The following is a 2,714-nucleotide window of genomic DNA, read 5'->3' on the forward strand; positions in this document are numbered from 1 at the left end:
CTCTCACCTCATCGACGGATGCCTCGCCGCCACCGGCCTGATCATGGACGGCTGACCACCTTCAGACCGACATTACGAATTCAACTTCAGTAGCGCAGCGCGGTCCGGTCCGGGGTCGAGGCGGGCTGGCATCAAGGTGTCCGCCCCAGCCATCAAGGTGTTCGCTCCTGGGCATCAAGGTGCCCAGGAGCCACCAAGGTTACCGAAGCGTACCGGTCGCGCTCTCGGCGGCTGCCATCAAATTCAATTAGTGACTCCCATGGAATAGGGGGAAATCTCTCTGTCGAACTTCTCCGGCAACGGGACACCCCTTGATTAGCAAGTGTCCCACTGCCATGTCCGGCCCTCTTGACCTGCGCTCGTACGTCCAACGCAGTGCCGTTGAAACCCACCCGCCGTTCCCAGTCCTGGCTCAGCTCGCGAAGTAGCCCAGGGGTTCGATACGGAAGCGTGGACTCAAGGGGGTTCCCTCCCCTGGCACGAACCGGGTATCCGCCCTCTTTGGCACTTGAGTCATAAACGGAATCTCAATCCGGCGGTCGAATAGCTTCACCAGAAACTCCGTCATCGGTCCCCGGAACTCGTAAACTTCCTCCTTCGTATCCCCGAGCACCACCGTGGACCATGAGTCCGGAGCATCCCCGTCAACGCGCCAATGAAATGTCTCGGCGGTCGCGCAGTTGCCCCACCTCAGCAAGCCCTCGGGCTCCGGGAATATGGGGAACGGCTGCTGCTCGCGGATGGTGGGATGCTGGGTCAGCAGCTCGTTCAGACTCTTCGACTGGCTCACAAGCTCGCTGGACGAATCCGCCACCCCCGGAATTAGCACGCCCAGGTAGTTGCTCCAGCCACCTGGACCGAAATGACCGACGTATTCGACATAGTCGGATGGCACTCCGATGCCGAGCTCTCGCTCGATGTCCTGCCAGGGCACCACAAAGTTACGCGCCTCAGCCAGACCGCCAAGCGCCGCCAGTTCTTCGATAAATCCCAAGATCTCTATCCTTCAGCCACTCAACTACATGTTATCGATGGGCACGCTGATGTTCAGCGCACCTGTCCCACGCGCATTGAACCATATTCGGCGCGGATCCGGATTTGTCTTGTCCCAGTACTCGGCCTGAGAGCTGAAATAGACCGTCTCTCCGTGATCGAGCGCCGCTCGAACTTGATCTTCGTAGCTCTTCATAACGACGGAGTTTGCGTTCGTGTAGAGGGGCACCAGGTTCCTCATCTCCAATCCTGAGCCGCCCAGTTGCCTAGCGAGGAGGTGACCCCGAGCCTGCTTGGTGCCATCAACGAACCCTGGCGGATCATACGTACCGGCGGCTGTCGAGCGAGTGTCACCACCGATGATGAAGGTGTTCTTGTTCGGATCCGGCTTCCGTGCGAGTCGAAGCCACCGCGGCTCCGGAGGCGCCTACCAGTGATGGCCGGATGTGCGTCTCGGGACCGGCAGGCGCCGCGAGCGGCTTACCCAAGATCACCCCGGCCGAGCTTGCGCGCCATCGAGGGGCCGTGGGGCGCCACCGACGAGGCGTCACCCAGGAGCACTATATTGAACCTGTTCAAATATGGTGCGAGGGCTGGGGGACGTATGGGTGTCGGCGAGCGCAGGGTGATCACATGGGTGGTGACCTGGGCGGTACTCCTGGTCCTGGCGGGCTTGATGCCGCTGCTTCCGGGCCGCTGGGGGGAGCACGACCGCCAATGGACCCTGGCGCTCCTGTGGTGGCTGCTCGCACTCATCGGCCCGCCCGTGGCCTGTGCCGTCAACCGGCGATGGATCCATGCCAACCCGCGGAGGCCCAGGAGAGCCGGGCGAAGCGGCTGACCGCACTGCAGCGAGGCGGTAGCCGGTCGGCGGATCCTACCGGTGAGCGAAGCGAGCTCCAGATCAGTCTCGTCCTCGGCTCTCGGGAGGGAGACCAGCAGAGGCTGCCCGGGCACATGGTGCCGACCGGCGGGGGCGGGTCAGCGGGCCAGGGTGACGGTCAGCTGCTCCTCGGGGCAGCCGGCCGCCAGCTGCTCCATCGCCTCGCGCTCCCGGGCATCGATGCTCAGGCCCCAGCGGGTCTTCACCGCCGTCCAGTCCGTCAGGTAGGTGCAGAGGTAGGACTCCAGCGGCGGCAGCCACTCCGAGATGTCCTTGTCCGCCTTCGCCCGGTTGCTGCGCGCCGAGACGGCCACCAGGGCGCGGTCGTCGCCCAGGTCGTTGGCGTAGGCCTCCCGCTCACCCGCGGTCCAGGCCGAGGCTCCGACTGGCGGGGAGCGTCATTCCAAGCGTGCGATATTCCGGCGAGTGGCAGCCCGATCGGGGCCCGCTCCCAGGAAGGCCAGCCGCCTGTGCTGTCCGCCCCCACGGTTAGGGTGACGGCATGGCACAGACGCTTCCGCACCTGATCACTGAGGCGGCGGTACTGTCCGCTGCCGGAGCCGGGCTGCGGCACTACACACTGGGCTCGGCGCTCGTCGCCGCGGGGGCGGACGCCACTGTCGTCATCCTCCTACCCGGAGACGACCCGAAGAACGGCGTGCAGAACTCCAGCAGGATCCTCCTGTGTGGGGAGAAGGCGCCGGATGACCTCCGCTCACGGTTGGGCTCCCGCGATGTCCCGCCCACTGAGTGGTGTGCATCGTGAAGTGGCAGGTCACGGGCCTGGTGTGATTCCGTGCCCCGGTGCTCGTGCTGGTCACGCGCGGCAGTCTGCCGT

Annotated in this window: 3 protein-coding genes and 1 pseudogene; 1 reads left to right on the forward strand and 3 read right to left on the reverse strand. The window is 64.7% G+C overall.

What is annotated here, in order from left to right; translation table 11 throughout:
• Positions 1 to 412 precede the first annotated feature (412 nt).
• The 3 genes and pseudogenes from AC0B61_RS37095 to AC0B61_RS37105 form a co-directional block, all read right to left on the reverse strand.
• Positions 413 to 994, reverse strand: a complete 582-nt coding sequence (locus tag AC0B61_RS37095; protein WP_471746938.1) for an SMI1/KNR4 family protein — start codon at positions 992 to 994, stop codon at positions 413 to 415.
• Between the two features lie 24 nt (positions 995 to 1,018).
• Positions 1,019 to 1,357 (reverse strand): DNA/RNA non-specific endonuclease, encoded by a 339-nt coding sequence (locus AC0B61_RS37100; protein WP_471746942.1) that lies wholly within the window; start codon positions 1,355 to 1,357, stop codon positions 1,019 to 1,021.
• A gap of 617 nt (positions 1,358 to 1,974) precedes the next feature.
• Positions 1,975 to 2,247, reverse strand: a pseudogene (locus AC0B61_RS37105) (GmrSD restriction endonuclease domain-containing protein); the annotation flags it as partial.
• 131 nt (positions 2,248 to 2,378) lie between these two features.
• On the opposite strand from AC0B61_RS37105, the gene AC0B61_RS37110 reads away from it, so the two are divergent.
• Positions 2,379 to 2,642 carry a hypothetical protein gene (locus AC0B61_RS37110; protein ID WP_471746940.1) on the forward strand — a complete coding sequence of 88 codons (264 nt, stop codon included), beginning with the start codon at positions 2,379 to 2,381 and terminating at the stop codon, positions 2,640 to 2,642.
• Positions 2,643 to 2,714 lie beyond the last annotated feature (72 nt).

It is taken from the genome of Kitasatospora sp. NPDC023385 (assembly GCF_055664045.1).